The 24661-nt window shown below is 51.1% G+C and carries 18 protein-coding genes, 2 pseudogenes and 1 riboswitch; of the genes and pseudogenes, 3 read left to right on the forward strand and 17 right to left on the reverse strand.

Annotated elements, in window-relative coordinates:
- The 10 genes and pseudogenes from YWK_RS17890 to YWK_RS17905 form a co-directional block, all read right to left on the reverse strand.
- Positions 1–278, reverse strand: a pseudogene (locus tag YWK_RS17890) (IS110 family RNA-guided transposase); the annotation flags it as partial.
- Between the two features lie 131 nt (positions 279–409).
- Entirely contained in the window at positions 410–1321 is a 912-nt protein-coding gene (locus YWK_RS0102230; RefSeq protein WP_026963512.1) for a hypothetical protein, read from the reverse strand.
- A 261-nt stretch (positions 1322–1582) separates the two neighbouring features.
- Positions 1583–3616: a molybdopterin oxidoreductase family protein gene (locus tag YWK_RS0102235; RefSeq protein WP_245578482.1), complete on the reverse strand. Its 2034-nt coding sequence runs from the start codon at positions 3614–3616 to the stop codon at positions 1583–1585.
- Positions 3617–3953: 337 nt separating this feature from the next.
- Entirely contained in the window at positions 3954–5003 is a 1050-nt protein-coding gene (gene uxuA, locus YWK_RS0102240) for a mannonate dehydratase (RefSeq protein ID WP_026963514.1), read from the reverse strand.
- Between the two features lie 34 nt (positions 5004–5037).
- A complete protein-coding gene (locus YWK_RS0102245) occupies positions 5038–6087 on the reverse strand; it encodes an oxidoreductase (protein WP_026963515.1) in 1050 nt (349 codons plus the stop codon).
- A gap of 3 nt (positions 6088–6090) precedes the next feature.
- Positions 6091–6768, reverse strand: coding sequence for a bifunctional 4-hydroxy-2-oxoglutarate aldolase/2-dehydro-3-deoxy-phosphogluconate aldolase (locus tag YWK_RS17895; protein ID WP_051374956.1), 678 nt, complete (start codon positions 6766–6768; stop codon positions 6091–6093).
- On the reverse strand, positions 6765–7751 hold the full coding sequence (locus YWK_RS0102255) for a sugar kinase (RefSeq protein ID WP_026963516.1): 987 nt from the start codon (positions 7749–7751) through the stop codon (positions 6765–6767). The genes YWK_RS17895 and YWK_RS0102255 overlap by 4 nt, the downstream gene beginning before the upstream one ends.
- 28 nt (positions 7752–7779) lie before the next feature.
- Complete coding sequence (locus YWK_RS17900) at positions 7780–9273, reverse strand: tagaturonate reductase (protein WP_035465832.1); 1494 nt, start codon at positions 9271–9273, stop codon at positions 7780–7782.
- A gap of 105 nt (positions 9274–9378) precedes the next feature.
- On the reverse strand, positions 9379–10176 hold the full coding sequence (gene iolB, locus YWK_RS0102265) for a 5-deoxy-glucuronate isomerase (RefSeq protein ID WP_026963517.1): 798 nt from the start codon (positions 10174–10176) through the stop codon (positions 9379–9381).
- Positions 10177–10296: 120 nt separating this feature from the next.
- Positions 10297–11814: pseudogene (locus tag YWK_RS17905) on the reverse strand (UxaA family hydrolase).
- 205 nt (positions 11815–12019) lie between these two features.
- Between YWK_RS17905 and YWK_RS0102275 the strand changes: the two are divergent.
- Positions 12020–12643, forward strand: coding sequence for a nitroreductase family protein (locus tag YWK_RS0102275; RefSeq protein ID WP_051374958.1), 624 nt, complete (start codon positions 12020–12022; stop codon positions 12641–12643).
- Positions 12644–12747: 104 nt separating this feature from the next.
- Here the strand turns inward: YWK_RS0102275 and YWK_RS0102280 are convergent, their stop codons facing one another.
- The 3 genes from YWK_RS0102280 to YWK_RS0102290 form a co-directional block, all read right to left on the reverse strand.
- Positions 12748–13197, reverse strand: coding sequence for a hypothetical protein (locus YWK_RS0102280; protein WP_026963519.1), 450 nt, complete (start codon positions 13195–13197; stop codon positions 12748–12750).
- A gap of 200 nt (positions 13198–13397) precedes the next feature.
- Positions 13398–13778, reverse strand: a complete 381-nt coding sequence (locus YWK_RS17910) for a PaaI family thioesterase (protein WP_035465833.1) — start codon at positions 13776–13778, stop codon at positions 13398–13400.
- Between the two features lie 53 nt (positions 13779–13831).
- A complete protein-coding gene (locus tag YWK_RS0102290; protein WP_026963520.1) occupies positions 13832–14590 on the reverse strand; it encodes a class I SAM-dependent methyltransferase in 759 nt (252 codons plus the stop codon).
- Positions 14591–14754: 164 nt separating this feature from the next.
- Between YWK_RS0102290 and YWK_RS0102295 the strand changes: the two genes are divergently transcribed.
- Positions 14755–15291 carry a DinB family protein gene (locus tag YWK_RS0102295; protein ID WP_026963521.1) on the forward strand — a complete coding sequence of 179 codons (537 nt, stop codon included), beginning with the start codon at positions 14755–14757 and terminating at the stop codon, positions 15289–15291.
- Positions 15292–15412: 121 nt separating this feature from the next.
- Here YWK_RS0102295 and YWK_RS17915 read toward each other — a convergent pair whose 3' ends face one another.
- Together YWK_RS17915 and YWK_RS20720 are read right to left on the reverse strand one after the other, a co-directional pair.
- Positions 15413–16966 (reverse strand): peptidoglycan-binding protein, encoded by a 1554-nt coding sequence (locus tag YWK_RS17915; protein ID WP_169727121.1) that lies wholly within the window; start codon positions 16964–16966, stop codon positions 15413–15415.
- A 1061-nt stretch (positions 16967–18027) separates the two neighbouring features.
- Positions 18028–19308 (reverse strand): polysaccharide deacetylase family protein, encoded by a 1281-nt coding sequence (locus tag YWK_RS20720; protein WP_051374961.1) that lies wholly within the window; start codon positions 19306–19308, stop codon positions 18028–18030.
- A gap of 601 nt (positions 19309–19909) precedes the next feature.
- Here YWK_RS20720 and YWK_RS0102315 point away from each other — a divergent pair.
- Positions 19910–20950: a zinc-dependent alcohol dehydrogenase family protein gene (locus YWK_RS0102315; protein ID WP_026963522.1), complete on the forward strand. Its 1041-nt coding sequence runs from the start codon at positions 19910–19912 to the stop codon at positions 20948–20950.
- Between the two features lie 279 nt (positions 20951–21229).
- Here YWK_RS0102315 and YWK_RS0102320 read toward each other — a convergent pair whose 3' ends face one another.
- On the reverse strand, positions 21230–22705 hold the full coding sequence (locus tag YWK_RS0102320) for an amino acid permease (protein ID WP_415782771.1): 1476 nt from the start codon (positions 22703–22705) through the stop codon (positions 21230–21232).
- 127 nt (positions 22706–22832) lie between these two features.
- Positions 22833–23009, reverse strand: a riboswitch (Lysine riboswitch).
- 171 nt (positions 23010–23180) lie between these two features.
- Positions 23181–24530 (reverse strand): 4-aminobutyrate--2-oxoglutarate transaminase, encoded by a 1350-nt coding sequence (gabT, locus tag YWK_RS0102325; protein WP_026963524.1) that lies wholly within the window; start codon positions 24528–24530, stop codon positions 23181–23183.
- Positions 24531–24661: the final 131 nt, after the last annotated feature.

A 24661-nucleotide genomic window follows, 5' to 3' on the forward strand; every position in this document is an offset into this window, starting at 1 on the left:
CCCTGTCTTTTGGGAATGAGTGAAGGAGCCACAACAGTACAAGAGACGTCCATTGCATGGAGCAATCGATACAGGCCATAGCCCGTGGGTCCAGCCTCGTAGCAGAACTCCAGTTTTACTCCCTCGCCGTCGAGTTGACGTACGAGGTTTCTTACGGCCTCTACTGTATGAGGAAACATCCCAATGAACCTGGGCTCACCCCGGCCTTCGTCCGCGACTGCAACTGCGATTTTCTCCTTGGACACATCCAAACCAACGAACTTTGTGATACTCTTCATAGTATCGGCCCCTTCGTATGTGGCTCTGCACTGTTTTCGATAGATTCAGTGTAATCCACGACGTGCGAAATGGGGCCGGTGTCGTTCATTATGACTATGTTCCTTATTACAGCTGACGACCTAATTACGAGTTAAGTCTCGATCCGGTGGTATGCACGCAAGATCCGAAGGTTATCGAGGGTTAGAACACCCTTCCACTCCTCCTTGGCCTGCTGCCATTCTTCCTCATATCTTCCCCACTGCCATGTAGGGTTCCAAGCACCATCGTCACTTTGAGTCTCGATCAGGAAGTCGAGGTTCTCGTCTATTGCTGTTTTGAGAACAGGATAATAATACGCTTTGGGCGAAGGGGCGACCTGGGTCGGTTGAAGTCCGTAGGTGCGCCACTGCTCCGGAGCGGTAGTAACCACCGTGCGCACGTGCGGATCAAGCCGGGTGTATAGTTCCGTTTTCCGATCCTCTGGCAGGCGTTCGGCTAGGCGAAGATAGCATAGCAAATCATGCATTTCCAATGGCTCGGAGCGATTGTCCAACTTTTCGAACGCTTTACGGGTCAGCGTATCCCGCAAACCATTTTGAATCACACCCGGAAATTCATACAGATAACCAATGATTTCTGCACTCGGATTTGCCCAATACTGTTCCGCCTTCTCCGGGCCCGGATACTCCCACCACATGGCACGTGGAAACTGCGTAACGCTTTCCGGTACGGACTCCCAAAGTTGATGTTCTGGGTCGAATGTTTGGTGGAGATATTGGAGTGCCTGGACAACCATAACAGGTATCTCTGGTAGCCGTAAACGAGATATATACTGCAAAGCAATGGTGGTTGCTATTGCTGACGAATCGGGCAGGCGAAAATCGGGTTCCAGGGCATGTCCAAAGCCACCATCGTCATTCTGAAAGGTCTCCAATTCTTTCACTACATCGGCTGCAGACCCTTGTTCAAATTCGAATCGAAGCATAGCTTTGTCTAAGGGTCGAGCTTTCATCAATATAAAATTACGTGCCATTGAGAAGTGCTCTGATGACAATTTACGCATGATGTGTTACCCCCAAAACAGTTCAGTTCATTAATCCCAATGGAACAATGCCGGAATTCCTGCCCGAGAGCGTAACAACGACGGAACACGAGGACGTTAATTATACAAAATTATCGCATAATTAAATGTACGCTACATCTGGGCTTATAGGGCATTCGCCCCCTTTAATTCAAGAAGAACAGCCTATAACATTCCATAGCAAAAAAGAAAAAGCCCGCCAACAAACGATATTCATCGCTTGGCGGACTGACGATTACGGAATTATGTGAGACTTGTAACTTCAACCCGAGTGGAAAAGAATGTTGCACCGCCTCCCATATCGGCGATTCTCTGTGAAGTGAGTACATTTACAGACTGGTAACCAAGTACGTCGTCATCCCACCACAGCCCCTGTGAAATGACAAGACCAGGCTGTACATCCGGAGTTATGTCAGCTCGGAGAACGATTGATCCCCGGTCGTTAAAAATTTTAACGAGCTGTCCATGCTCTATTCTGCGCTCCAAAGCATCGACTGGGTGAATCTGGAGGACAGGACGTCGCTCTGCCGCCATTAACGCAGGAACGTTGGCTCCCGTCGAGTTCAAAAAGTGATGATTAGGTGGTGTTATAAAATACAGTGGGTAGGACGTGTCTTCAGACAGCTCCACATGTGTGGGGAGCGGAGAAAGCCCTGCACGCTTCATGCTCTCCGAGTACAAGGCGATCTTTTTCCCGGTCGGAGTCGGTGATCCTGCCTCGCGAAGTTCTGTCTCTGAATGTCCCCCCAGCTTCACCCATCCCTTCTCGCGTAAGGACTGGAGCGAGATGCCGCGCAAATATGGATTGTGCTCATTTTGAAGGGCAGTCTCAATCATTTCTTCTTCCGTATCGTTAAAGCAAGAATCGGTAAAGCCCATCACCTTTGCCAGTTCTTTAAACAGCGTAAAATTCGATTTACACTCTCCAAGAGGTGGTATCACCGGTTCATGCAGCTGGAGATACAAGTGCCAGTAGGATTTGTATAAATCAAGATTTTCAAAGTGACTGGTTGCAGGTAATACGAGATCGGCGTATTTACAGGTGTCCGTAAGAAAGAGGTCGTGAACAACGGTAAACAGATCCTCTCTCAATAGCCCCTGCCGTACTTTGTTTTGGTCAGGCGCAACCTGCGCTGGGTTTGAGTTATAGACAAAAAGAACCTTGACTGGACGTGCTGTTTCAAGTAGGACGTCTCCCAGCCGGTTCATGTTGATGGAACGTGGCAAGGGTTTGGGCAGCAAATCCGGCCTCTGAATCCCTCGTGTATTCAAAGTGGCATAATAGCTGTTCCCTTTTACTGCCCCTCCTCCACGAATTCCCCATTGTCCGGTGAGAGCCGGCAGGCACGCAATCGCGCGTACAATCATGCCGCCATTGTCATGATGCTGGATACCGTTGCCAATTCGAATAAACGAAGGTGTCGTTGTTCCGTACAAATGCGCAAGGGAACGGAGATCTTCCACAGATACACCGGTAATTGCCGAAACCTTCTCTGGAGTGTATTCGGACGCATGACGTTTCAGCTCGTCGTAGCCTACGGTGTGCTGCTTTAAAAAGTCTTCTTGAACAAGATGATCACGGATGAGAATGTGCATGATGCCCAGCGCTAATGCTGCATCGGTTCCAGGGCGGATTTGAATAAACCAATCTGCCCACTTGGCAGAGCGGTTGTTGTGGACGTCAATAACAACAATTTTGGCACCGCGCTTGCGAGCTTCGTTCGCTAGCAGCATTTGGTGCATGTTAGTGCTCACAACGTTACAGCCCCAGATGAGAATGAGTTTTGAGTAGATTGTATCTTCTGGATCCGTTCCGGCGTTGGCGCCCATTGTATAGGTAAATCCTGCAGCTCCAGCTGCGTTGCAAATTGTTCGCTCGAGCCGGCTTGCCCCGAGGCGGTGAAAGAATCGCCGGTCCATTCCTTCCGCGTTTAAAACCCCCATATTTCCGTAAAAACTATAGGGAAGAATCGATTCCGCACCATACGTTTCAATCGCAGATTGGAATTGGCGTTTAATTTCGTCGTATGCCTCGCTCCAAGATATGCGTTCAAACTGCAAAGAACCTTTTGGTCCCGTTCGTCGCAGAGGATAGAGAAGGCGGTCTTTATGATATACCCGCTCTGGAAACCTGCGAACTTTGTGGCAGATCACACCTTTTGTAACAGGGTGGTCGGGATGACCTGTGACCCGCACGATTTTCCCGTCCTTAACATCAACAAAGAGGCTGCAGGTGTCCGGACAATCGAGGGGACAGACAGATCTCACACGTTTCACAGCACATTTCCTCACTTTCAGAACAACTGAATATACGAATTATACTCAATGAGATGCTATTGAACTCTTATTCTTAGTTCAATAAGATTGGCGGGTCTCATAACCTTTTTTACGTAGCCTTCTTGCACTAATGCACAGAGCAACAAACCACGGACTTGATTTCTACGAAAATGAGCTATGCCACGGGCAATCAAAGCGCCGTATGAATAACCACAAAGGATAAATTGCTCATTTGGGACGAGATCGTCAAGAAAGCGTAACACCGCTGCAACATATCGCCAGAGTTTTGGATGGACTGTTGAGGCTCAGAGCGACCCATACCTGGCCAATCGATATATCAAGAATATCGTGCCTTGCGGACAGCTTCCCACAGGCCGTTGAGGTACGCCGCGCCGAGCGCCCTGTCGTACAATCCATAGCCCGGCCTTCCGCGCTCTCCCCAGATCATGCGTCCGTGGTCCGGCCGAATGGGCCCCTGGTAGTCGATGTCGCTGAGCGCGCGAATGTACGCGCACATGTCGATGGAGCCGTCTTCGGATAGGTGGCCAGATTCTACAAACGCCTTTTCGCCCGTAATCTTGATGTTCCTGGCGTGCACAAAGTTGACCCGTTCCCGCTCTCCGAAGTAACGCAAGATCTCCACCACGTTGTTGGCCGGGTCTGCCCCGAGCGATCCACTGCAAATACAGAGCCCGTTACTTGGGCTATCGTACATCTTCGTCAGTCTCTCGAGGTTCTCTTGGTTGGTCATGATTCTCGGTAGGCCGAAGATGGACCAGGGGGGATCGTCCGGGTGAATCGCCATTTTCACCTGCAGACGATCCGCCTCTGGCATCACGGCCTGTACGAAATACGTGAGGTGGTCCCACAGTTTGTCCTCGGAGACGTCTTCGTAGGCGCGCAGCAATCGGTGCAACTCACCGTCCGGATAACTGGTGTCCCAGCCTGGTAGACGCAGCGAACCCCGGACGGGGTTCATCTGCTCCACCTGCGCCTGATCAAAGGCCAGGGTGGTGGAGCCGTCCGGTAGGCGGAACGAGAGGTCGGAGCGGGTCCAGTCAAAGACCGGCATAAAATTGTAGCAGACCACCCGAACGTCCGCCTTGGCCAGGTTGCGCAACGTTTCAATATAGTTCGCGATGTACCTGTCCCGGGTGGGGCGGCCGAGCTTGATATCCTCGTTCACAGGGACGCTTTCAATGACGGACAGCTCGAGCCCGTGTGACTCCACTTCTTGCTTCCGTGCGAGAATCGCCTCGTAGGGCCATACCTCGCCGACGGGAACGTCGTGCAGTGCGGTGACAATCCCTTTCATACCGGGAATTTGTCGAATGTGCTGCAGTGTGACCGGATCCTCCGGTCCGTACCAGCGAAATGTGAGCTTCATGCCTACCCCACCTCCTCTTTGCCGCTCATGGCCATCAGGGCCACTGACAGGAGATAACGCGGCCCTCTTGACTGCTTTCGAGGGCGTACTCTATCACTTGAATGACATGTCTCGCCTCTGTTGCGGTGACGGGAACTGGTCCTTCCCCGCACAGGGCACGGGCCAGTTTCGAATAGTAGACTTCGTAGCAACCGGGACGTGTGGATCGCTTCTTGGTGACCAGCCCGGACTCGTCCGCGACGGTCAGATGGCCGTAATAGCGCTCGTCATCCTGGCCCCACTGCGGGTGCCCCGGACGGATTCCGGCTTTCAGTTGATCCTCCTGGGGGTCCATCCCGTACTTCAAAAAGCTCCCCTTGTCTCCGTGGACAGCAAAGCGCGGACCGGGATTGGCAACGAGGGAACCGGAGTGGAGAACGACGCGCATCCGTCCATACCCCATGACGATGTGGAAGTAGTCCGTTGCTATCCTGGGGTGCCGCTGAGACAGGACGTCCGCGTACACCGTCTCCGGTAAACCGAACAGTACGAGCGCTTGGTCAATCAAATGCGGGCCCAGGTTGTACAACGTCCCTGCCCCTACCCCGTTTTCTTCTTGCCAGCGAGGCCGCACCTCCGGCCGATAGCGGTCAAAATGCGCTTCATAAGTGGAAATGGTTCCGAGCGTACCGTTCTCCACGAGTTCCTTAACCGTGAGAAAGTCTCCGTCCCATCGGCGGTTGTGGAATACGCTGAGAATCAGATTTTGGCTTTCCGCGAGCTGAATCAGTTCATCCGCTTCTGCGACCTGAAGGGTGAACGGTTTTTCGACAACCACGTGTTTTCCGTGCGTCAGCGCCAGTTTGGCAATCCGGTAGTGTTCCGCATGCGGATAGGCCACAACTACCAAGTCGACTTCCGCGTCACGACATAACTCTTCCGGAGACGTAAACACCCGGGCACCGGGGAGGGTGGCTTCCACCCGGTCCCGACGACTCGTGACCACAGCGCGTATCTCAAAGTCGTCCAAGGACTGCAACAGGGGTGCGTGAAACGTCGCACCGGACAATCCGTATCCAATCAAGCCAACGCGTATCTTCGCCATACCTTATCGCCTCTTCTCTGCGGTTTCTTGCTGTACACCTGACTGAACTTCGCGTATCCGCCGCATCAGTTCAGAAGCCCGCCGGGTGATGGAAGACCAGTCTCCCGCCTCCACTTCGTGCTTCGGAACCAATGCGCTGCCCATGCCCACGCCGATGGCACCGGCGCGGAGGAAGTCTGCCGCGTTGTCCACGGTGATGCCCCCGGTCGGAATAAAAGAGGTACCATGAAATGGGCCCAAGAGGTCCTTCAGGTACGCAGGGCCAAGCGGGCCGGCTGGGAACAATTTGAGGGTGTCCGCACCAGCTCGGGTGGCCTGCACAATTTCTGTGGGCGTCACAATCCCCGGAATCATGACCGCCCCCAACGATGCGGCCGTTTCAACCAGTGTCACATCCAAATGTGGACTCAGCAATACATCTGCCCCCGCCTCCACCGCTTGACGGACTTGGGCGGGGGTCATCAAAGTACCGGCGCCGATGAAAAGGTCCTGTCCAAACGTCCTTCTCAGGGATTGTATCAGTTCCTGCGCGCCTTCTGAGTCGAACGTCACTTCAATCGCCGTGATGCCGCCTGCCATCAGGGCGTCCACGACGGACAATACCGAGTGGATAGGCTGTCTTCTCAGGATGGCAATGGCGCCAGCCTGTTTGACGCGCGCCTGTAAAACCATGTGGTTCATCGCAATACATTCTCCCTTCCATCCAGTTCCTGTAGCGCTTCGGCCCAGGTTGGATACCCGTCGTGATCTCCCACGCTCGTCACGGCAAACGCGCCCACCACAGCACCCAGGCGAAACGCATCTTCGATGGACCAACCACGCAACATGCCCGCTATCCACCCGGCATTAAACCCATCGCCAGCGCCCACCGTGTCCACGACGTTTGTCACCGCTTTGGCGGGCACACGGGTCACTTCGCCTCGGCAGGATAGTTCTGCGCCTTGTATCCCGCGCTTGAGAAGGACGCCTTCCCCGGTAAAGCCAAGGTTGCGAATGGCCGTTTCCAACACCGTGGCAGACTCCGTGTGAAAGAGCAAGCTCGCCTCCTCGTCCCCGAGAAGAAACCAGGTGAGATACGGAAGGACTTCGGCTACGATGCTGTGCCAGGTGTCGAGATAGGCCAGTTTTCTCCGGACGTTCACATCAAAAGAGGTAGGGATGCCCACTTCGTGACTGGACTTCAGAATCGCGGTCGCGTGACGTCGACTCTGCTCGCCAATCGCCCACGTGATGCCGGTGCTATGTACCCACGCAAATGTGTTCGGCGTCAAGTCTTTGTACAAGGCCTCAGGTTCCCAACTCCCGATGGCCATGGGAGAGGTGGATCGATAGTAGAAAACGGACGTGGACGCCTGCAGTCCCGTCCACTGTTTAAACAAGACCCCCGTGCTACCGGGTGTCACTTCTTCCACGTATTGCGCGTCCACCCCCTCGGCTTGCACCGCCTTACGGATGAGCGTACCAAATGGGTCCTGTCCAACGCCGCACGCGTACGCCACCGGGATGCCCAATCGAGCGAGCCCGATGGCCGTGTTGAGCTCCGCCCCCGCGGCGTACGGCCGAAACTGGTGCGACGCCGAAATTACCCCCGGTGCACTGGGTACCCACGCAATCAGGGGTTCACCGAAGGTCAATACTTTGGTTCCATGGGTGATTTTGCTCAATCTTCAGTCCCCCTCTTCGGGTTCACCGTTACCGGTGCACGGTCTTCGCGATACACGGCCTGACGCCTTCGCTACGTAGGGACGCTATGTCGCGCGTCACGCGCTCTGCAAACTGAGGGATGGTGTTCAAGTCCTGGCCCCAAATCTCGGTCACGGCGAGCAAGCGCTCGACGGTCGCCGACAACCCTCGCGCGGATTCACGGGACCAGATCTCCTGCAGCAACTGAACGTGTTCCTGGTTGTCCGGGATCTCCCAGCGGTGCTCCGGCTGGTCCGCATTTCGGAAATACAGGAGCAAAGCCGCGATGGCGAAGGTCAAGCGCTCCGGCAGTTTCCCTCTGCGGCGCACGTATTCGGTCAGCGTGGGGAGCAAACGGACTCGGATTTTGGACAATCCGTTCAGCATGAGAGATTGAATCTCGTGGCGCACGTACGGATTGGCAAACCGCTCCAGGACCGAGTCAGCAAACGCGTTCAAACTCTGTCTGTCGAGCGCCTTCGATTCCAACGTCGGAAGGATCTCCTGGAATATCAGGTCGCGAATGAACGCGCCCAAGTCTGGGTCTTCCACCACTTCCCGAACCGTGGGAATCCCGGCAAAGTGGGCGATGGCCGACATGGCCGTGTGCGCACCATTGAGGATCCGCACTTTGCGCAACCGGTACGGCTTGGGGTCCGCGTACTTCACATTCAACCCAAGCTGCTCAAACGGCCACACCGCAGACAAGGCGCCGTCCCCTTGAATCACCCACAGGTGAAACGGCTCTGCAACGGTGAGCAAGTGGTCTTCGTACCCCAAGTTGGCAAACACTTCCGACTTATTTTCGGATTCTGGAAATCCGGTAACAATCCGGTCTACCAAGGTATTGCAAAAGCGGTTGGCCGTACGTATCCAATCGACAAATCCATCCGGCAGTCTCCAGTCCGCCGCATACCGCTCCACCAACTTGCGGAGCAGAATTCCGTTGTCATCCACCAATTCGCAAGGAATGACCGTGACTCCCGCCGATGGATCCCCACCAAAGTGCCGATACCGATGGTACAGATACGCGGTCAGTTTCCCTGGGTTCGAGGTGATAGGGCGTCCACGCTCATATGGCTCGGGTACGTACACCAGGCCAGACTCCGTCGTGTTGGAAAGGATGATATCGATATTTCGGTTTTCCGCACACGCGAGGAACTCGTTCCAGTGCGTGTACGGGTTGATGCCGCGCCGTACGGACGTGACCATGTCCTTCCGGTCCACGCGCTGACCGTCGTGCAGCCCGCGCAGCCAGACGGTGTACAGTCCATCCTGTCGATTCAGGCGGTCGATGTTGTGACCTCCACTCGGCCGCGGCGCAACCACCACGATGCTCCCCTGAAACAGCCCGTGTTGATTTAATTGATGGATCAGCCAATCCGCGAAGCCGCGCAGGAAGTTTCCCTCCCCGATTTGCAGGACGCGCTCCGGGAAGGAGGCATTGTCAAGAGGGTCTTGGATGTCCTCACCATGTCGGATAAACGCTCTAGATAACAGCATGGGACCCCTCACTTTCACATTTGTGTGTCAGGCCCGGTGGTAATCGGACTTTTCATCCGGTTCCTTCCGGATGTCTCGGATGTGCGGTGCGGCCTGTCCGTTGGGTTATTGGCGGACCCAGGTGTGCTGTGGATCGTCATTGGGAATCATCACGCGATCCACATCCCCCGCCATCACCCACAAGTAGTACAACTCGTAGCCGGCCCCTGCACAGACGGGATGGTACCCGTACGGAATCATGAACGTATCCTTGTCTTGCACTCTGTACACCTCGTCAGTGGATCCGTCGGCGGTGTACAGGGACTGCAGACCGAACCCGTGACTCGGGTTCAAACGGTAGTGGTAGACCTCTTCCATGCAGGCTTCCACGCCCGGTTTGTAGTCGTCGTGCTTATGCGGTGGATAGCTGGACCAGTTACCCGGCAGGTTGAACGTCTCGCCGACAATGATACGTTGCACTTTCCCTTCTGCGTTGTTCACCACGATGTCGTGCACGTGGCGGAGGAAGTTGTCGCGTCCAACGGGTCTGTCCCAAACTTCCTCTGGCCGCACGATGAACGGACTGTACTTTGTGTCTGCCGGCGTTTTGCAGACGGCCACTTCCAGCGGCTTCGCGCCGGTGTTCTTCACGGTGTACGTCGTTGCAATGGGCACATACACCGCGGTGGCTTTTTCCTGAAAGACGTTTTCCCGGGTCAGTCCGGAAAACGACGCTTCCCCCGCTTCAATGTCACAAGCGCCTTCCAGCAGGACCAAGACGACTTCGTGGGTCTCCGTCTCCCCCGTGAAGGACTCCCCGGGATTCAGCCGTAACAATCCAAATCGAAGCCATTTCAACCCCGCTGCGTTGTCCGCTCCGACAATTTCCTGGTATCCTGGTTGTTCCACCGCGCGCAACAACATGAAACATCCCTCCGTCCACGTGACGTTGTTGATTTGCGATGCATTTTCAGTCACAATCTCAATCTATTACACTTTTCAGTGAATATGTAGTAGTCTACGACTTCAGCCATACTTCAGGGCTCACAACGTCACTCCGTCTTTCCAGATGGCTATCTCCCGAAACCCGTTTCTTTCATTCCGCGTCATCACGCGGCCGGACGCGACGTCTATGACACGCTGATAGAGGTCTCGAGCCAGCTCTTGGATATCACTGCCCTCCAACAAACCTCCCGCGTTCACGTCAATCCAGTTCGGTTTTTTCTCGTACAGTTGCGTGTTTGTGGAGATTTTCACCGTGGGCACGGCGCCTCCCATCGGCGTTCCACGCCCCGTGGTGAACAGGACCAGGTGTGCCCCCGCCATCGCTAAAGCGGTGACTGAGACCATGTCGTTCCCTGGCGCCTGGACGAGGTGAAGCCCCGGCTGGTCCACCTGTTGACCGTACTCGAGCACGCCCGCGACAGGGCTGAATCCCCCCTTTTGAATACAGCCCAGGGACTTTTCCTCGAGCGTCGTGATGCCGCCGTCTTTGTTTCCCGGAGACGGATTTTCGTAGATCACCTGCCCATGACGGACATAGTAATCCTTGAAACCATTGATGAGAGACACAATATCCTGAAACACGCCTTCGTTCACTGCGCGGTTCATGAGGATGGTCTCTGCGCCGAACATCTCCGGAACTTCTGTCAGCAGCGTTGTCGCTCCCTGCTCAACCAACAAGTCGGAGACAGCGCCCACAAGCGGATTGGCAGTCATGCCTGAAAACGCATCGGATCCTCCGCACTTGAGACCCACCTTGAGCTTGGAAACCGGAACTTGCGTGCGCTGAAAGGTCCGCGCGTAATCCACGAGATGCGACAGTAGTTGCATGCCGACTTCCATTTCGTCCGTCACGGACTGCAAGGAGAGAAACTTGACGTGTTTGTCAGAGACAGGCCCCAACACCTTGGCAAACTCGTCTACGCGATTGTTTTCACATCCCAGTCCAATCACGAGGACGCCGGCCGCATTCGGATGTTTGACAAGGCCTGCGAGCGCCTTTTGTGTATATTTGAGATCATCCCCTAATTGAGAGCATCTGTAGGGATGGGGAAAATGATAGACACCGTCAATCCCGTCGCCAGCAAACCGGTCGTTGGCCATCTTCGCCAACATCTCCGCCGTCTTGTTCACGCAACCGACGGTATTGAGGACCCAGATCTCATTCCGGATGCCCACCGAACCATCCTCACGTATCTACCCGTCAAAATGCGTGGCGAGCGGGCCCGATACGTCGGTGAACACAGTGGGCATAGCAGGCGCCACCGGGTGGAATTCGTATTCGTGCTTTCCGGATAGATTCGTAGCCACATTGTGCGTATGTACCCACGCCCCGGTTGCAATCTGCGACGTGGCATGCCCAAACGGATACCCGTATTTCATCACGTTTTGGCCTTTCAAAATCTCTGCCAGTGCCACTTTGTGCCCACGTGGGATGTCCTCAAGCACGGTGATGGTCTTGCCCGCAACATCGAAGGCTTCCCCTTTCACCAGGGGCACCAGAGCTACAGCGACGTTGTCATCTGGATGGTTTTGCAACACCACTTGTTTGGCTGACATAAAGGTCACCTCTGATAAGAGAGCCGCTCGCTCTTCCTCCTTCGCGAGTGGCCTACATGTATCAATGTATCATAGAGAATGAATATTTCGATTTCTGAATAGAGCTTTGTTCCCAGCATGGACACACAATCTTTATGAAAGCGACGATCGGTATATACTAATTGGAGCAGGGTATCGTACAACCATAACTAACAGGAGGTACACCATGACTGTTCGCAAGACCGATGAATTGACCACCAAAGTCGCGGAGCATCGAACACCTACATATGAAATTGAACCGATTTTCCTGAACCGTTGGTCACCACGAGCATACAGTGAACAACCCATCGACGACGAAACGTTATTTCGTATATTTGAAGCCGCCCGTTGGGCACCGTCTTCGTATAATTTGCAGCCGTGGAGGTTCATTGTCGCAAAATCAGAGGAAGACCGCAGCAAGTTCTTGTCGTTCATCTTTGAAGGCAACGTGACTTGGTGCAAAAAAGCGCCTGTCCTGGCAGTCTTGGTATCTCATACAGTGAATTCAAACGGTGAACCAAATCATAAACATGCATTTGACGCAGGCGCTGCATGGGGATATCTCGCGCTTCAAGCGACACAGTTAGGGATCTACACCCATGCAATGGGTGGTTTCGATAGGGAAAAAGCACGAGAAGTTTTGCAGCTGCCGGCAGAATATGAACCACAGATAGTCATTAGTCTTGGTTATTATGGAGACCCACAAGACTTGCCTGAAGCGTTACGAGCAAGAGAAGTTCCATCCACACGACGCCCACTGAGCGAAATCGTTTTTGAAGGTCAATTTGGGGGAAAAATGAAATCACTTTGATGTCAACAGACCTGGCCGACTCGTTCAGCCCCAGTTTGAGGGGCTGAATTGGTCGGTGCCCTGAGGAAACATGCAGTCGGAAACGGGGCGGATTGCCCCTCTTTTCACGTTTCTTCGTAAACCGTAATGAAAAGACAGCCATCATCTTCTTCAAACACACTGACCACGATTTTTCTCCCAGGAAACCTATGTCTAAAGCTCAGCGTCCAAAAGAGTTTTAAAGCTTCCCCAAGACCGTGAACTTGTTCATCTGTCTCGTCATCTCGATGATTGATGTGAAAAAAATCATTGACCTCATAAAGGTTCATCATCTTCTCGACACTCTGTTTGCCATGCTTGCGGTCCGCTTTCCATTCCTCAAAAATCTCCGGCTTGTATTTATCCTTGAGGAGGAAATACCCTTCCACTTCCAAAACATCTGGATAAAAGAATTTTGCAAACCCTAATGCTGTCTGTAGGTCCGCCCGCAAATTTACGTAGTCCCACCATGAAAAGTCATCACCATTTGTGTCTTTCCATTGCACAAACTCTGGAATCAGACTATCGTGGAACATGATTTTCACCGTCGCTTTCAGGTCGACTGATTTACCTCTGATGGTTCGACATTTAACACGGTGACTTGATATTGTATTGCACATTTCTACCCCTTAGTACGACAACGGGTGCCCATGGCATTATCGCATAAGCCCCGTTGCAATAAGGGTTCCTTGATTAAGTCATCCTCTAGTGAGATACGGAATTTCGTGACCGAGCTCTATACATGCCTCATGAAAAAGGTTCCCGTTCCCTTCGCCACAACTTCGTCTTTGTCGTCGTATACCACACAATCGGCATACATGAGCGTTCTGGCTTGCTTTACGATGTATGCGTCTGCAAGAAGCACTTCCCCTTTTGCCCCCTGAAGGAATGTCATGTGCAAGTCAACGGTTACGGCTGTTTGCACACCGTTGTGCTCGGCTTCTACTAGATTTGACATAGCGACGTCAACAAGCGACGAGATCACGCCGCCATGTACAACACCAACGCTGTTAAAGTACAAGGGCTTTAGGGGCAAACGAACACGGATATTGGTGGGACTCATTCTTTCATATTGGAAACCTAAGAACTCATCAAATGGTTGTTTTATGAAAGTCATGGGTTACCTCCATCACAGATAACTAGATACGGAACAGACTACATATATGCCGTTCAATTTTTTACAGCAACAATTCGTAGACGTTTATAGTCAACAAACCACTGACCATCCCTATAGAGTTGGGAACGTGTGGCTTCCTTGACCATGTGTATCACATGAAGTCTTTCGGTATCATTGAGACCATGCAAGAAGTGTCCTGCGAAGGCATGTATCCAATGGTCCAAGCCCCGTTCTCCATCCTCCAGCGGTGTTGGACGGTCAAAATGGAGTGCATAAGTGACTCGAAAGCCTTGCTTCTCAAGCAAAGAGGCATACTCTCCAACACTCGGATAAAACCAAGGGTTTCTCTCTGCTGCAGATATTCCAAACGCATGTAAGGCGTTTTCTAATCCTTTGATCACCAACTCAACGTTTCCCTTTCCCCCAAATTCAGCAACAAACCGCCCACCAGGCTTCAGTGCAATCCAAACAGACTCGATAACATTTGCAGCACGCTTCATCCAGTGCAATGCAGCATTCGAAAATACGGCATCAAATTTTTCCTCAGTACGGAATTCTTCTCCATTCTCCACCTTAAATTGCAGGTTAGGATACTTTGCAAGTGCCTCTTGAATCATCGAATGAGATAGATCCATTCCAACGACTGAGGCACCCGATTTTGATATTTCAAAACTTAGATCCCCTGTTCCGCAACCTAAATCTAGAATTTTCTCTCCCGTTTTTGGATGTAACAATGCAACAACGTCTTTCCCGAACTCTGATACAAATCGAAGCTTACTGTCGTACAGTTGTGCGTTCCAATCGTTTTTCATCTAAACACCTCCGCTTAGGCGCGTTCAACAGACGTAATTTTACGAAAACTTTGCATATATGTCGAAGTATAGGCCTACCGTATCTTCGCTTACTTTATGTGCTATAAAAACTGTGATACCATACTGGAACGGTTCCGAAATTTTTATAGAAAGCAGGTCAAATCATGTTGGCAGCGATTCGAGAACAGTGTAACGCTACGCGGTCGCGTCTACTGTCCATGCTCGACGGACTCACTGACCATCAACTCAACTGGAAACCGGACGATTTTACTTGGAGTATCGCACAAGTCGTACAGCACATTGCCACCGTTGAGGGTGGCGCAGCGCAGACGATTACACTTGGTCTTGCACAGGAACCAAACTTTGTACCGAGAGATATACCGCTCAAACAACTACTATTGGATCGTTCTAAAAAAGTAAACGCCCCAGACCGTCTACGTCCTTCCGCAGACCCGAAGACAATGGCACAGCTCAAAGAAATTTTAGATACCAGTCGAGAGAAGTTCCTTGGTGCTCTCGACAGCATTAAAAACATTGCACTTCTTGATAAGACATCTCCACCAATATCCCACCCCGTTTTTGGACAGATGAGTACAAGGCAGTGGATTACAGCGGCTCTGTTTCACGAAGAGCGACACATCCAACAGATTGAAGAATTAAAGAAACGACTCGACTCAAAAGGTCGTCAGTGCATGGATTGACGTTGTTCACGTGGACTCAATTTCATTTTTGAACACGATGGGGCAGCCCCTCAGCACATCTTACGATAACTCGTGGGACGGCCCTATCGTATTGAAAGCATTTCGTTCCGTCCAAGTTTTCTTAATGCGTGACCTTGGACAACGTTGCATTGGTTGAGAGGATGTACCCGGACTCCGGAGTTCCGCTCAAAAGGTCATTAAACTGAATCTGGGTTTTGCCGCCAACCGTTTGCCCCGTTGACACCACATAGTCTCCGGCATGCAAAATGGCGATTTGTTTTCCATTTTCTGCCATAACAGGTACAGACACATACTTCGCAGACGACGGATTGGGCACCGTGATCTTGTACACGTTGTTGAGCGTTACATCCATTGAGTTGATCCAGCCATTCACACTCGGAATGTGGTACCACTCCGTCACTTGGTTACCGACCATACCCTGAACGATTTCGTCAATTTGTACGGGTTGTCCGGCACTGACTGTCGTTTCGGGTTGGGAAAGGTTGAGGCTGTTCCACGTGTTGAAGTCCACCACACCAGGCGTTCCAGACAATCCATGGTTCGTCTGATAGTCGGCCACTGCTTGCGCCGTTTGTGGACCAAAAATACCGTCCGTGTCCAACTGCGTCCCCAGTTGTTGGTTGAGTGCTGCCTGAAGCGTCTCTACGTCATCCCCTTGATCACCTTGATGCAGCACACGTGCGAACATGTGCTGATGCCCCAAACCAGCATTTGCATAGACGGGTACAGTCGATTGATAGTAAGCATCGGGCGTTACCGTTCCTGTCACGCCGTTTATATAGTAAACGGGCGGGCTGTCAACGTCCGTTGGAGCCGGTGGTTGATTGGACGCGTTGTACTGCTGATAACTTGTCACGTTGTCCCCTAAGTAAATCGCGAACTGATTCATTAGGTCGTTTACGTGGTACTCCCAATCTGGATCAGAAGCATAGTTGGCTGCTTTCATGCCATCCAAAGTCGGTTTCACATAGTGTGATGAGCCCGGGTTGAGGTAATTGTTCCGAACTTCCCATGCTTGAAACAGGATTGCGTATGCCTCGCTTGGAAACGTGCCCGCATACGCCGACACATTATCGTCATAGGCGCCGTATCCATAGAGATTGTTTTTGCTCAGCGCGATAGGATTGACGTTTCCACCGCTGCCTGTCTCCTCCATGGCATGAGAGACTAGATAGTTTGCATCCACATGATAGGTGGACTGAGCTTTCATGAACACGGATCCGAGTCCCGCCATGATGGAATTGTGATAGGACAAATACTTATCAATCGAAGCCGCATTGACATTGGAAGGTGCGTCAAAGCGCAAGTCGACATTCACAAATGACGGTTCAGTCCAAACTGGTGTCCCCGTTACTTTTGAATAATCCATCACCTTTCCGCCCGGATACTGAAGTAGTCCCGCCTTCGCATCGGATAAGTTTGTAAAGGACCCGAGCACCGATCCAGGTTTGGTTGCGGTGTCCTTGGTATAGTCCGTATAATTCGCCTCTACGTTCCACGTAGTTCCATTCCACGAACTTTGCAATCCGATGGCCTGCAAGGCTTTCATAATGTACCAGATGGGGATGAACGTCGTGGCTTTGTGAGATGATGGGTCATCGGTGACGATTTTGTTTACATGTGCAAACCATTTGTTGTTGATTATGATTCCCATCGGTCCTCTCGTCGTCGTCATCGTTATCGTAGGCTGTGACGAAAACGGTGTGCTGATGCTCCATGTATTTGTATTTCCGTTCCAAGTGTTGTTTACCTTAAGAGCATTCAATAACTGTTGCACGTAGAACAGCGGCATGTACGTAGTGTTCTGATACACGAATCCTGAAGGCTTGGACAAGGGCGTACCATTTAGTTCAGTGCACTTCGTCTGCATACTATATGATGTACCAGCAAAAGTAATAGATGCGGGAGACAGGGTAGTTAGAATGGCGGCCGCGCTTGCAGCCGCGCCTACAGCTTTTTTGACTTTCAAGACCAATTCCTCCTTATTGGTATACCGGTATTCCTTTAACCCCGGTACATGAAACTCCCTTCTATTTGACGTTGTAGTCATCTGCTTTGTTACGAAATAATTGATTTTTCAAAGAGGATGTTAAACTCTGAGTACGGTTGCAACACGGAAATCATGGCACATTTTACCTGACTTACCAAAATATTAACTCTAACTTAACTAGAAATTTAACAGCATTCCTTAGACTGATTTCGTGTACAAATACTTTCCAAAGTATGGATTTTCAAACAGACTATTACATCATGAATAAGGTCTTACAGCGTCCGGCATGGGCGTTGTCCATACGGGAAAGTCTGGAATGACAAAAACAGCCGTATCCGCACAACATCGTCGATGGCGACAACACCTACACGGTGTGGGATTGACACAAAAAAGACGCCCACAGTAGTGAGCGCGATAGAGGAAAATGAGATGGGGAAAGTGTTACTGGACTCACTTTCACCATGGAGGAGCCGAAACTACTGTACCCTCTGGAAATAAAAAATATGCGTAGATTTCGTATAGGTTTTGTTTGATTTTCATGAAGCAGTGATTACAAAAACCCCCACTCATGTCATCGTGAGGGTCATTGTGAGGGCCACTGTACACGTTACGCATATTGTTTCCTCTACATCACGGCGATAGCATAGTACTGGTCATAAGTCGTACTGCATCGGTTCATTTCTTGTGGTTCTTGACGTTTGCGATGAGTGAATGTGTTTGTCAAATTACTTTGGTGTACCTTCCGTGGTGTTCCCTATCACATTTCCGCCGGGGGTTACCGTGTTGTTTCCACTTTTATATGCGGTTGTATTCCCGATATTTGCAGGGGTATTCCCGATTCGATTCTCCGTTTTACTTCCGGTGGAATGGCCTATCGCGTTTTCACTTGAACCTCCCGTTGTATGCTCTTGTCTACTTCCCGTAACATTCCCAGACGAGCTTCCATTTCCGGGCGCTTTACCCGTTGTGGTGTTACTTGTTGACCAAGTCGAAGTGTTGTGCGATGTACTGACTTTCGCCTCGTAAGACAACGCTCCCGATGAAACGTACTGCTGGTGGTGTGTATGTACTCCGGTCGAAGTCACCACATGTGAGCCCACGCTCGCGTGTAAACGAGAGCCCGAACCTGAAGCAGAACCTGCACTAGAGCTCGTACCTGAACCAAACCCTGTGCTGGAGCTCGAACCCGAACCGGAACCTGCACTAGAGATTGAAACGTAGGAATAGGTCGGTACTTCCCCTAATACAACAAAATGCAATCCCCGCTGCTGAAGCGTTTGAATGATGGTAGGTAACGCCTCCAAGGTCACACGGTTGTCGTGCATATCGAAGATGCCCCCAGATGGGTTGCCGTTGACGACTGCATCAATCACTTGTTGTGGTGACGAAGTCGCCCAGTCCCGCGGATCGCGATTCCAAAGAGCCAGGATGAGATGGTCCTTCGACAAGATTTGCTCCGTGACGTTGTTGAAGGCCCCATACGGTGGTCGGTAAAACATGGGCGAGGGATCTCCGTATTGCTTGAGCTGCTGCTCGGTCGTCTCAATTTGTTGCTGTTGCTGTTCCAGTGACAGGTCAGTCATCAGTGGGTGGGTTTCACTATGGTTCCCCACCACATCGCCGGCATTGACAGCGTCACGAACCGCATTCGGGTACATCTTCAGTCGGTCACCGATAAAGAAAAAGGTTGCATGTACACCAAATCGCTTCAAAACCTCAATGATTTGATCCGTATAGGAACTTGGTCCATCGTCAATCGTTATCGCGACGTCCCCTTGTGGAACGGAATAAATTTCCGGAACCAAACCTGCTGTGGAAAACTTCGGGTAACTCGTCTGCGGTTTCGGCATGGGCTCCGTGAGAGGGACCCTGGTTGGCGTATTGCTACTTTGATTTTGTACTGCAGGTCCAACGACGGCACGGTCGGATGAGCAGCCGTCCAGAACCAATACGGTCATAGCAACACCAACCACCATCGTCGTCAATAAACGTGTTTGTCGCAGCAAAGGTTAGTTCTCCTCTAAAAAGTCATGATATCTACATTAGATTATACATTTGAAATCTCAACACACGATGAGGGATACTCGAAAAAAAGACGCTCAGACAAGTGAGCGTGAAAAAAAGGTAAAGGAGAGAGGGAATCATCACTGGCCTACGCCAGCGACCATGAAGACAACCCATGGCACTCAGCTCATGGAAGAATGTACAGGCCAAATGTTAAGCATCTGTATAGTCGGTGTGAAAAGTTCGTGGTTATGGTGTAAATCCAGCACACAACCTCGAGTGTGTACATAAGATGGGTTTAGGGATGTTGGCAAGTGACACCTTTCCGTATGGCGTGGTCAATGACTGCGCCTTTATTATTTCCGGCTTACGACGTCAGATTGCCACGTATATCCACAGTTTGCTGCAGAACGAAGTTTATCCCCTGAACTGATTATCCCTGTGCCATCTGCCCTACGCATAATGAAAAAGACTTTATGACTGATTCATACGAGCAACGCGAATTTGTAGTCCAAGCACACAGGTATTGTTCAAGGTAAGGAGGAATACAGCGTACGTTAACGAATGTATTATGAGTTCGTGACTACAAGGAGGATGACAATGATGAAAGCGCTTACCTATCAAGGACCTGGCAAGAAGGTGTTGACCGAAAAGCCGAAACCGCAGATCCAACATCCGACAGACGTCATCGTGAAGATCACCAAGACAACCATCTGTGGAACGGATCTCCACATCCTGAAGGGGGATGTCCCTGAGGTCGAAGAGGGACGCATTCTTGGACACGAAGGTGTCGGTATTGTTGAAGAGGTTGGAAGCGGAGTTCAACAATTTCGTCCTGGCGACAGGGTCTTGATTTCCTGCATCACTTCCTGTGGAAAATGTGATTACTGTAAGAAGGGAATGTACTCTCATTGTGAAGACGGGGGATGGATCCTCGGTCACCTTATTGATGGAACCCAAGCGGAGTATGTTCGGATTCCATATGCGGATACCAGCTTGTATCCATTGCCATCAGGAGTAGACGAAGAGGCGCTGGTGATGCTCAGCGATATTCTACCCACGGGCTTCGAAGTTGGGGTGTTAAAGGGACAAGTACAGCCCGGCAGTACGGTAGCCATCGTAGGCGCTGGACCTGTTGGTCTGGCTGCGCTGTTAACTGCACAATTTTATTCTCCTTCCGAAATTATTGTTGTGGATTTGGACGACAATCGGTTAGAGGTGGCACGGCAGTTTGGCGGTACGCAAACTGTTAACAGCGCTGATGGTAAGGCTCCTGAGAAAGTGATGGAATTAACGGGCGGCAAAGGCGTGGACGTGGCTATAGAAGCCGTTGGAATACCCGCAACATTTGGAATTTGCCAAGACATTGTCGCTGCGGGTGGGCACATTGCCAATGTCGGTGTTCACGGAAAGAGCGTGGATTTACATTTGGAGAAATTATGGACACGTAACATTACGTTAACAACTGGTTTAGTCGATACCTATTCGACCCCTATGTTACTCAAGACGGTTATGTCTCAAAAATTGGATCCCAAGAAGCTCATTACGCATCACTTTAACTTGTCCGATGTGATAAAAGCCTACGACGTATTCTCCAATGCATCTGCCGAGAAGGCGTTGAAAGTCATACTGAATGTAGGTTGAGCACATGATAGTGGTTTGTGTTGACTAAGTACAAATAGAAAAGTGGTGAGAACGTGTCGGGCCTATGAGGAATGAGGAATAAAAAAACTCGTCCGAATGGTCCGACACGGACTCTGTGTTGATGTTGTACAGAGAAATCTTCTGCATTGACAGACGTCTGCCTATTGAAAGGGGACTCCCTGCGAACAGAGAGTCCCCCACCGTTGGTATAGCACTTCCTCCACTACAGAACGCGAACTTCCAGAAGTCCTTATCCTGGGTCTTGTCGTAGTCAGTGGCTTACAGATGATTATCAAAATCACATTCTTGCAAAGGAACCATTTTTGTCTTTTTGACCAACTTGTAGCCTAACCACAGCATGATGAACAACGGGATTCCGATGTACGTCGCGATGACCCCTGCCCAGTTAATCGATCCTCCGGTGAAGCCACTATAGTCCTGTCCAATGATGACAGTCGCACATAACACGAAAGCGAAAATGGGACCAAACGGATACCACTTTGCTCGATAAGCCAATTGTTTTAAGTCCCTACCCTGTGCTACGTACGCTTTTCTAAAGCGATAATGGCTGATGGCAATGCCCAACCAGACGAGAAAGCCACTGAGTCCAGATGCGTTGACCATCCAGGTATACACAACCCCGTTTCCATACAAGGAGGACAGGAATGCAACGAACCCGACAAGAAGGTTTACGAATAGAGCATTCATGGGAACACCACGGCCATTGACCTTCGTAAATAGACGCGGCGCCTTCCCGCTTTTTGCTAAGGCCCACAACATGCGGGTCGAAGCATAGAGCGCTGAATTGCCGGCGGATAGTACAGCAGTAAGAATGACAGCATTCATGACGGACGCGGCCAGTGCGAGTCCAGCCCGCTGAAATACAAGGGTAAACGGACTGATGGCAACGTTGTCAATGCTGGCCTTCAATAAATTTGGGTCTGTGTACGGAATCAACATCCCAATGATGAAAATGGTCAAGACGTAGAATATCAGGATGCGCCAAAATACTTGGTTAATGGCTTTCGGGACATTTCGTGCAGGATTTTCGCTCTCACCTGCGGCAAGCCCAACCAATTCAGTGCCTTGAAACGCAAAACCAGCGACCAAGACGGTACTAAAGATGGCTAGCGCACCACCGTGAAAAGGCGTTCCTCCAAGTGTGAACGTATGAAAATCGATGGGGTGTCCATTGAAAATGCCAAAAATCATCAATACACCCACGACGAGGAACACCAAAACGGTTACCACTTTAATACCGGCAAACCAGTACTCGCCTTCTCCATATCCCTTTACTGATAAAACGTTGAGCAAAAACAACAAGGCTAAGAAAATTGCGCTCCACAGAACGGAAGAGCTGTGGGGAAACCAATACTTCATAACCAAGGAGCCTGCTGACAGCTCAGCAGGGATGGTGATGGCCCAATTGTACCAATAGTTCCAACCTAAGGCGAAACCTAAAGCAGGGTCGACAAATCTCGACGCGTACGTCTCGAATGAGCCTGATACGGGAAGAAAGCTTGCCATTTCACCCAGGCTGGTCATCACGAAATACACCATAACGCCCACTACGAAGTAAGCGAGTAATGCACCGCCGGGTCCAGCTGTACTGATGGAAGACCCACTCGCCACGAATAGACCTGTTCCGATGGCACCACCAATGGCAATCATGGACAGATGTCTAGATTTCAAACCCCGGTGCAATTGTTCACTACTTCTGTCGGCCATTTCCGAAGATTGACAATTTTGTTCCATCTTCTACGAGTGCCTCCTATCGGTTTGATGTCGCCGATAAGTGAGAACCTTAGGATGAGCGCAAAAAAGCCTTGAGCATTTCACTCAAGGCTAGCAAGACCCACGTTACAACGCGTGTGCCGTAGCAAAGAATGATAGCTCTCCACAAAAATCCTTGTGGCAGTGTTACACATATTCTGTGCAACCCCAGCTGTACCGTGGTAAAGCGCCCACGATACGCTTCGGCAGCATTTCCTTTCCTGCCACTTCATCGCCGCTTTCACTCTGTGACAGTACTCTTAAAGGCTGCGCCTCTATCCTAATTATTCACTTATACATCGATAGTATTTCCGAGAATACGGCGTGCGTCAATGTTAAATGTTTCTTTTAGCGTTTGATCCATCCAAGCGTAACACCATTGGCTACCCATACTAAATCAGGCCTACCCTTTCAGGTAGACCTCATTTCGGTCACTTCTTCACGAGCGAACAGAACATCAAGCAAGAGCTGCTGCAAACGCTTCATTCATGACGTCCAGCGCCTCTTCTAACTGGTCATCCGTAATCACAAGCGGACAAAGCGTGCGAATGACGTTTCCGTACAGTCCCGCACTGAGAACGATGACGCCTCGTTGATAGCACTCTTGAACAATGCGACTCGTTAACGCTTTGTCCGGCTCTTTGGTTTCGGGATCTTTCACGATTTCAATGGCACACATCGCGCCAAGTCCACGTACGTCACCGATGCAGGGATAGGTCTCTTGCAACTTCCTGAAATGGGACAGAATCTTTTCGCCAATGACGTTCGCTCTGTCGGGCAGCCGCTCCTCTTCCATCATCCGAATGACCTCTAGTGCCGCAACACAACCCAATGGGCTGCCGCCGTATGTGCCGCCGATTTCTCCCGGTGCTGCCGCGTCCATGATTTCAGCTCGGCCTGTCACTGCGCTGATGGGCAATCCAGCGGCAATCGATTTGGACATGGTCATCAAATCTGGGGTGACGCCGTAGTGTTCCATCGCGAACATCTTCCCAGTACGGCCGAAGCCTGTCTGCACTTCATCCGCAATGAAGAGAATTCCGTGTTTTTCGCAAATGGCCTTGACACCCTGCACAAACGCCTTCGACGGGACGATAAATCCGCCCTCGCCTTGCACAGGCTCCATGATGACGGCTGCAACTTCTTCTGCCGGGACTTCGGCAAGGAAGAAATCCTCGAGCTGCTGCAGAACGTATTGATCCACTTGTTCCTCGGTCCAACCCTGAGGGGCACGGTAGTAATACGGATAGCGCATCTTGTACGTGTCCGGCGCAAATGGGCCAAATTCGAATTTGTACGGCTTGACCTTGCTGGTCAGAGACATCGTTAACAGAGTCCGTCCATGGAACCCTCTCTCGAAAGAAATGATAGCTTTCCGCTTTGTGTATTTGCGGGCAATCTTGACGGCGTTTTCAACCGCCTCCGCTCCGCTGTTCAAGAAAAATGTTTTCTTTTCGTGTGTACCCGGTGTAATCTGGTTGAGCTTTTCCGCCAATCGAATGTACGGCTCGTACATCATGACGTTAAAACCGGGATGAATGTAGTTCTCGAGCTGCGCTTTTAACGCTTCCACAACGTTTGGCGGACAATGTCCAGCGTTTAATGTACCAATAGCTCCGGCGAAATCAATAAACGTGTTATCATCTACGTCCGTTAACAGTGCGCCGCTGCCTTTCTTCGCAAAAGTCGGGACCGTATTGGACACACCTCGAGGAACATTGTGCTGTCGCGCCTCGAGCAATGCTTGTGCTTTAGGACCAGGAACCGGTGTGTTCAAGCGAATCCATTTTCTTTGTACAGTTTGCAACCGATGCTCCTCCTCAGTACACCCGTTCATGTTCGGTAGGTTGGATATCTTCACGCAGAACAGTACGTCACCTTCACCAATTCCGATATTAACGGAATTCAGAACCTTATTCAAATACTGTTACCGCAGCC

This window comes from Alicyclobacillus pomorum DSM 14955, assembly GCF_000472905.1.
In the GTDB taxonomy this organism is placed as follows: domain Bacteria; phylum Bacillota; class Bacilli; order Alicyclobacillales; family Alicyclobacillaceae; genus Alicyclobacillus_A; species Alicyclobacillus_A pomorum.